The organism is Pseudomonas syringae pv. cilantro (assembly GCF_001293775.1).
GTDB classification, from domain to species: domain Bacteria; phylum Pseudomonadota; class Gammaproteobacteria; order Pseudomonadales; family Pseudomonadaceae; genus Aquipseudomonas; species Aquipseudomonas syringae_P.
The window spans coordinates 101,351-108,249 of the sequence record NZ_LGLN01000067.1; the positions used below are offsets into that span (position 1 = coordinate 101,351).

At 44.6% G+C, this 6,899-nt stretch carries 7 protein-coding genes; 5 read left to right on the forward strand and 2 right to left on the reverse strand.

All coding sequences use genetic code 11. From position 1 onward, the window contains the following. The first annotated feature begins 29 nt into the window (after positions 1-29). The 5 genes from ABJ99_RS17725 (at position 30) to ABJ99_RS27405 (ending at position 4,618) form a co-directional block, all read left to right on the forward strand. Positions 30-791, forward strand: coding sequence for a dCTP deaminase domain-containing protein (locus tag ABJ99_RS17725; RefSeq protein ID WP_054086922.1), 762 nt, complete (start codon positions 30-32; stop codon positions 789-791). Positions 792-1,192: 401 nt separating this feature from the next. After that, positions 1,193-2,317, forward strand: a complete 1,125-nt coding sequence (locus ABJ99_RS17730) for a nucleotide kinase domain-containing protein (protein WP_217997716.1) — start codon at positions 1,193-1,195, stop codon at positions 2,315-2,317. Next, complete coding sequence (locus ABJ99_RS17735; protein ID WP_054086923.1) at positions 2,317-3,198, forward strand: nucleoside triphosphate pyrophosphohydrolase family protein; 882 nt, start codon at positions 2,317-2,319, stop codon at positions 3,196-3,198. The genes ABJ99_RS17730 and ABJ99_RS17735 overlap by 1 nt, the downstream gene beginning before the upstream one ends. Positions 3,199-3,469: 271 nt before the next feature. After that, positions 3,470-3,967, forward strand: a complete 498-nt coding sequence (locus ABJ99_RS27400) for a TIR domain-containing protein (protein WP_080378202.1) — start codon at positions 3,470-3,472, stop codon at positions 3,965-3,967. Positions 3,968-3,970: 3 nt separating this feature from the next. Next, positions 3,971-4,618: an Nmad2 family putative nucleotide modification protein gene (locus tag ABJ99_RS27405; protein WP_080378203.1), complete on the forward strand. Its 648-nt coding sequence runs from the start codon at positions 3,971-3,973 to the stop codon at positions 4,616-4,618. 73 nt (positions 4,619-4,691) lie between these two features. On the opposite strand, the gene ABJ99_RS17740 is transcribed toward ABJ99_RS27405, so the two are convergent. Continuing rightward, positions 4,692-5,507 carry a hypothetical protein gene (locus ABJ99_RS17740; protein WP_054086924.1) on the reverse strand — a complete coding sequence of 272 codons (816 nt, stop codon included), beginning with the start codon at positions 5,505-5,507 and terminating at the stop codon, positions 4,692-4,694. Further along, positions 5,504-6,529: a toll/interleukin-1 receptor domain-containing protein gene (locus tag ABJ99_RS17745; RefSeq protein WP_230081049.1), complete on the reverse strand. Its 1,026-nt coding sequence runs from the start codon at positions 6,527-6,529 to the stop codon at positions 5,504-5,506. The genes ABJ99_RS17740 and ABJ99_RS17745 overlap by 4 nt, the downstream gene beginning before the upstream one ends. Positions 6,530-6,899: the final 370 nt, after the last annotated feature.

Below are 6,899 nucleotides of genomic sequence, written 5' to 3' on the forward strand. Positions count from 1 at the left end.
TTTGTTATTGCTATCAAGGGAGTTGATATATGACTAATCATGGTGGGGCATTTTGGAGTGGTGAAACTTTACATAAGCGACTTAACGATATTATAAAGCCGTTCGCGCCTGGCAAGGTTGGCTGCGCAGCATATACCCTCGCAATAGGCTCTGAAATCTATGTGTCTCCTAATGAGTACACGGTCGATCCCACGACGGTAACCGTTCGTAGGCTGATGGATGGTGAGGCATTTACTATCCCGCCAGGACAGTTTGCGTTTCTAGTTACCGAGGAAATTGTTTTAATTCCTGATGATGCTCTTGCTTTTATTTCGGTTAGAGCAAAAATAAAATTCCGAGGGTTGGTAAATGTTTCTGGATTTCATGTCGATCCTGGCTATAAAGGACAACTCACTTTCGCCGTCTTTAATTCGGGACCAGTACCCATACATCTGAAGCGAGGACAGTCTATTTTTCTCATATGGTTTGCAGGCCTTGACTGCAAAACCGCCTTGAAAAAAAGTGGCAAGATTCAACTCGGAATAGATCCAGAGATTGTCACCGCCGTTGGAGGTGAACTCCAATCTTTTGCAGGTATTTCTAAAAAACTGAAAGACGTCGATAAAGAGCTTAGCGAACGTATTCATTCGATTGAGCGTGAACAGACGTACTATAGGATGATAGGTAGTGTCGCTCTTGCCGTGATGGTCGGACTGGCCGTTAGCTGGGTGAAAGATGTCCGGTCACCAGTAGCGATTTTGGCGCCCAGCATGGCTCCCGCAACCTTGCCGCTTGAGGGGGGTGGCAGGTAGCGTTGAAAGCTCTGATTTTTTAGAATTTTCTTTCTCATTGCGGTTGTTTGTAAGCACTCATCGCCAAATGCGGCTATTCTACGGGCAGGTCGCTTTTATCGATGTTACTAATTTGTAACTAGGTATGCCGTTGCGGTTGCAGCCAAAAGGCACTTGGTGGTAAAACCATCATGAAAATCTAAAATATAGATAAATGAAGATTTTAAAATTTACAGATGCATTTTTATGAACATAGATATTTCTGCTGGTGACTTGAATAAGCGCAGCAGTGCGCTCATTCAAGCGCACTTTAGTGTCGTGTGCCGACGTTTAACTACGACCTCAGCTTCTTGAATCGTTTTTCGTAGGCGCCTCTTATTTGATTATAGGGCGTATGATTCGTCAACCTTAGAGATAAAAGAGTGAAGGCCGAAATCAAAGAAAATTTCTCATCATTCGATGCATCCTGCGCGGCTGTGATCCCTACACACCTCCACCCGATAAAAGTGAGTCCTGTCTTCGACGCTTACTGGCAATTTGCTGCTGAGCGACAAAAGGTATTTCGTCAACGACTAGAGAGACGGCCAGAACCGTGGACAGATGACCCAATTATCTCCGTTCATAAATTTACAAACGCGTATCGTGCATCAGATCGTGTAAGTCAGTATTTAATAAGAAATGTAATATATCGCGACGATCTTCCAAGTTCTCCAGATGAAGTGCTATTTCGTACGCTGCTGTTTAAGATTTTTAATAAAATTGAAACTTGGCGGCTGCTAGAACATACTTTCGGAGAGATCACGTTTAAAAGCTATAAGTTTGAACACTATGATCAGGTCCTGAAGGAAGCTATGAGAGCCGGAGGGAGGATTTACTCTGCGGCATATATTATGCCACCTGGCGGTTCCACTTTTGGCTATCCCGCCAAACATCAAAACCATCTTCGGTTGCTAGAGCGCATGATGGCTGACAACCTTGCTGACCAATTATCTCGTCAAAACTGCATGCAGGCTGCGTTTGAATTGCTTAAGAGTTACCCTACGATTGGAGATTTTTTAGCATATCAGTTTGTGACGGATATTAATTACAGTGAGGTTACGAACTTCTCTGAAATGGACTTTGTCATACCTGGGCCTGGTGCTCGAGACGGGGTGCAAAAATGCTTCAAAGATCGTGCGGGCCTCAATGATTCGCAACTTATATTGCTTATGGCTGAGAATCAAGAAAAAGAATTCGAGCGTCTCGGCATTAAATTTGAGTCATTATGGGGGCGCCGATTGCAGTTGATAGATTGTCAAAATCTTTTCTGTGAGGTGGATAAATATGCGCGAGTAGCGCATCCAGAAATCGAAGGCATATCTGGACGAACTCGTATAAAGCAAAAATTCCACCCTACTGGAACTCTGGAGCGACCATGGTATCCACCTAAGTGGGGTATAAACTCTAAAATCGATGCGGATCCTTTTTATCTGAGCGAAACGGGTGATGCAGATAATAACTTTAGGACTGATTTTTTTCCTCTGATGAAAAGTCGCGGTGGTGAGTGATGGATTTTAATAGTTATCAAAAAGAGGCGCAGGTCACTGATCGGATACCGTCGCGAAAGGGTTTGGCGGATACTGGGACAGATTTGGTAGTGCCGTTACTAGGTTTGGCAGGTGAAACAGGTGAATTACTTAGCGAGTATAAAAAACACCTTAGGGATGGAGATTCACATCTTCTATTTAAAGAGCGAGTTTCCGAAGAGCTAGGCGACCTGTTATGGTATATAGCGAATGTTGCGGAAAAATTTGGCTTAAAGCTCGATGATGTTGCTCGGCAAAATTTAGAAAAATCTAAAGGCCGTTGGGGGCCGCAAGATACTAGGTCTGTCATATTTGATGCACAGTATGCGGATCATGAGAGGTTGCCTAGGCGATTTGAGATCGAGCTTAGTGAGGTTCTCATCGACGGTAAAACGAAGATTCAAATGTGCGTCGATGGTGTGAAAGTTGGCGATAGTCTTACGGATAATTCTAATGATCCTGATGGCTACCGGTTTCATGATGTTTTTCATTTGGCATATGTTGCGGTACTTGGTTGGTCACCTGTTATTCGTAAGCTCATGAAAAGAAAACGTAAGAGTTCTCCTGAAATTGACGAGGTTCAGGATGGCGGTAGAGCACAGGTTTTGGATGAAGGTGTTGTGGCTCTTGTATTTGATTATGCAAAAGAGCATAACTGGTTGGATGGTGTTAATGAGATAGATTATAAGCTGTTACGCACTATTAAAGGAGTTACATCGCTATTAGAGGTTAGTGAGAGATCTCTCGGCGAGTGGCAGCGCGCAATACTAAACGGGTTTGAGGTGTGGAGGCAGGTTGTCAAGTGCAATGGCGGGAAAATACTTGTAGATCAGGATGCTGAAAAGCTTATATTTTTAGGGTAGTCTGAATACTGCGGGAACAATTTTTGATATCTTGTGGCTAAATACTGTGTTTGTTATGCTCGGAAGTTCGGCATGGTACGTGTTCTCTATAAAGCGGGCTGACTAGTCAAGCTCAATATTCTGTCACGAGTAGTTATGTTTTTATCTCATAAAGTTTTGCGTGGTTTTATAAATAACAGTCCTATCCGTTAAAATGCTGTCTGTTGACGTAAGTTTTTTAAAGAGGCTTTTTTTGAAGATTTAGATAAACTATCAAGGAAGGATGTGTTGAATGAGTACTTCAGAACAGCGGCGCCATTTGTTCATCAGCCACCACCATCGGGATGATGCAGGTGTGGATCGGCTTACCAGCCTACTCGGTTCAAAAGGTTGGGATGTTCGTAATAGTTCGATTCGTGCTAAACCTGCGAATCAGGCTCGATTGGACCAAGGGTTAGTCAGTGAATCGGTTATAAGACGCATTTTGCGTATAAAAATTGCTTGGGCGTCCACTGTAGTCGTTTTGATAGGCAAGGAAACTCATACGAGGCCTTGGGTCAATTGGGAGATTGACCAAGCGCATGCGCAAGGGAAAAGAATTGTAGGTGTTTACGAACAGGGTGGTAAAGATTCAGATATACCTAAAAGTTTGGAAAAGTACGCATCTGCAATTGTAGGTTGGAACTCTAGTAGTATTAAAAAATCTATTGATTGTGAAGAGAATACTTTTGAAAATCCGGACGGCTCAGATCGTTCTTCTGTAAATTCTGCTGCTAATTCTGAGTGCTAGGATATGTCGAAAGTTTATATCTATGTCGTCGCTAGGGATTTTGGATTTGCTCCAAATCCATTTCACAAAATTTGCACATTGGCCACATGTAAGCCTGACATAAGACGGGTCGCCAGGAAGGACGACTGGATCATAGGTATGGGCGGCTCAAGGCTAAAAGCCACCAGCCGGTGTGTATTTGCAATGAGAGTTTCTGACTCCATAACTTTTGATGAGTATTGGGAAAATCCTGCATATAGAGACAAGAAACCTATTCGTAACGGTAGTAAAAAAATGATCGTCGGAGATAACATTTACCATAAAGTTAATGGCGATTGGCAGCAACTTAACTCTCATCATAGCTATTCTGATGGATCGCCTAATCCGCACAATATAAGAACGGATACTCGAACTAATGCAGTACTTATATCGGATCATTTTTTCTATTTTGGTTCTGCGGCTATTGAAGTTCCGCTGGAGATTTTACGAAATATGGGTTACGAGAATCGTAGAGCTCACCGAACGTTTGAGGCCGCGAATGCCCAAGCTCTAGTTTCCTTTATCGAGAAAAAACATCAGCTTAATTTTTTAGCGGGGGACCCCTTCGATTTTGATGCTGCGAAGTCAAGATATTCTGTAAAAAGTGACAAGGTAACGCTAAGCACGAGTTGATTAAGTTGCATGCCTCACGTCATGTACAAAAAACAAGTTCATTCTGATCGTGCGCGGTGATTTAGTGGCCGCGCTAGGATGCAGTCATGCGAATCATTCCTCGGAGTATCAGAGTTATTGCTTGGTCTACGTGTGGAGTATATGCAAGTATGGAATTTTCTTCATCTGTCAGGCTATTGTTGAGGCTTGCACTATTAAATCCCACGAATTTTGTGCGATGTGCCCAAGCTGCATTAGATGTAAAGCGAGGTGGTATAAGGCCTAGGGTTTCAGCGATATCCCGAGTGCATCCTCCAAAACCTCCGACTAAAAACGTTGGCTGTCCAGCCCTCAATGAAAAAAGCGCCTCCTCAGCGATGCCTGGCATCATCCCCTTGTATGTATCTATCCGCCCCCCCATGGAAATGCTAGCGTTGGAGTTTTCCATAATAGTGCTACGCATAGACGTTAGTCCGTATTCCCAATCTTTTTTTATAGGCGCATGACATTGAAGGCTGCCGCGTTCATCCATAGATAGCGGGCTTCCGTCAACTTTAAGGCAAACTAGCTCCGCAATGTCTTCAATATCCGCAATTTGAGTACGCAGTTCGGACGCTGTCAGCTGAATGTGTACTGGCCACGCTAGAAAGCTTGTTACTGCGGGACGTTTGTCATTTTCATCAGCATCTCTACGATGTCGGGCTACTAGCTCAAATAATAAGTCGCTGAATCCGTTTTTTCGTAGATCTCCGCCATAATTTAGCCTCGCCCCGAGCGCGAGGAGATGACGTGCTATTTCTGTCATAGCATCTCGAAGATGCTCGTCGCAGAGGCCTAATATTGGCATATCTCGGCTTTCCGAAATAGAGATGGCAATGGTCTTTTGTCCGAGAATTTCTTGATAGCTCATCGTACAGCTCCCGCTTTCCATTCTGTTAGACTGCGTAGCTGTACCCTTGGCGCTATGGCCGCGAAAAGCCGTTCCTCTTCAGAGCTGAGCGGCGGGTCTGGATAGACAATTATCGGACTTGGCACATCCGATTCAGGTGGGAGGTTTGCTAATGAAATAAGTTCCGGTGGTCTGGGCACAAAGATCACATCAGGATTAGGGATTCCATCAGCTTGTTCGAGTTTGATACGGCACCGCCATAAAAAATTTTTAAGAACTTCGTCAAGTAGTCGTGCAATTACGTAGTCAATACGATCAACACCGTTCGGTTCCAGCCTCACGACCGGCACGTTGCCCATGTATGGGAAGCCGCGCTCGTCGATGTCATTGAGACTGTTAGCGACTACAAGGGGTACGTGCCAACGCTTAGCCTCAATAATCTCTTTACGACACCATTCACGCGATGAGTAGGAGTCAGTATGTATAGCAACCATGGCACTCACACGTACCTTGTGAAATAGCACTTTCTGAAAGTGAAGCCCTGCGGGAATGTCGTAGACGTCAAAGAAACTGTCCATCCCTGGCGTAGTGTGAAGTCTGCTTCTCACATTTCGGGCAATTTCTTCGCCATGCTCGTCGTGCTTTGAATGGCTAAGAAATATCTGTACCTTCTGTAGATAGGCTTCAAGTGCCGCCTCTTCCTCTTCTGGGCGCGTGAGGCGCTCTAGGTAATGCCTCAGTAGACGGCAAAATGCGTATGTCAATGATACCGTCAACCGACGTCCACGCTCTGCTAGAGTTCCATCCCAGCGTGCCCAGAGCAACGCTTGTTCATCTGTTCCTAGCCGCCCTAGCACGTTGTTATCAATTTCTACGGGGAAAACTCTCGTTCCTAAACCTGCTGCTTCAGTACAATTACAAAGTTCGCGTACATAGCTTGTCCAGGCAGCATCGCCTACTAGATTGTTGTCTGCAAGTACCACAATCGCAGCGGTGTCCGCATCTTCCAGGTTAATCGGCAGAGGCTGAGTGGAATCGGGCATCACAGCGTATCGGTAAATTACACTTAGGCCAGTACCCCCAGCGATATTTTCGTACAGCTGCCTACGAAAATGCTGTCGAAGAAGCTCAGCGATCACAGCTCCGTCAGCGAAGTCAGGGTGCCAGACAATATAGACTACCAAGAAGGGACGGCTTGACTGAGTCATGTAGGTTTCCGGTATGAGCGAGAATAAGTTGAGACGCGCTTCAAATGTAGTGCTTTGGCGGTGCGATGTCAGTGATAAATTGCATTTGGTTTTATAAGAGTTATGAAAAAGTAGATTTATTTCTCATCGCTTAATAGCTTGGTTGGCGCGTAGTTTAAATTGTCAAGCTGTTTCTAGCTGGTCGGGACTGTCAGATTTTTTGTGT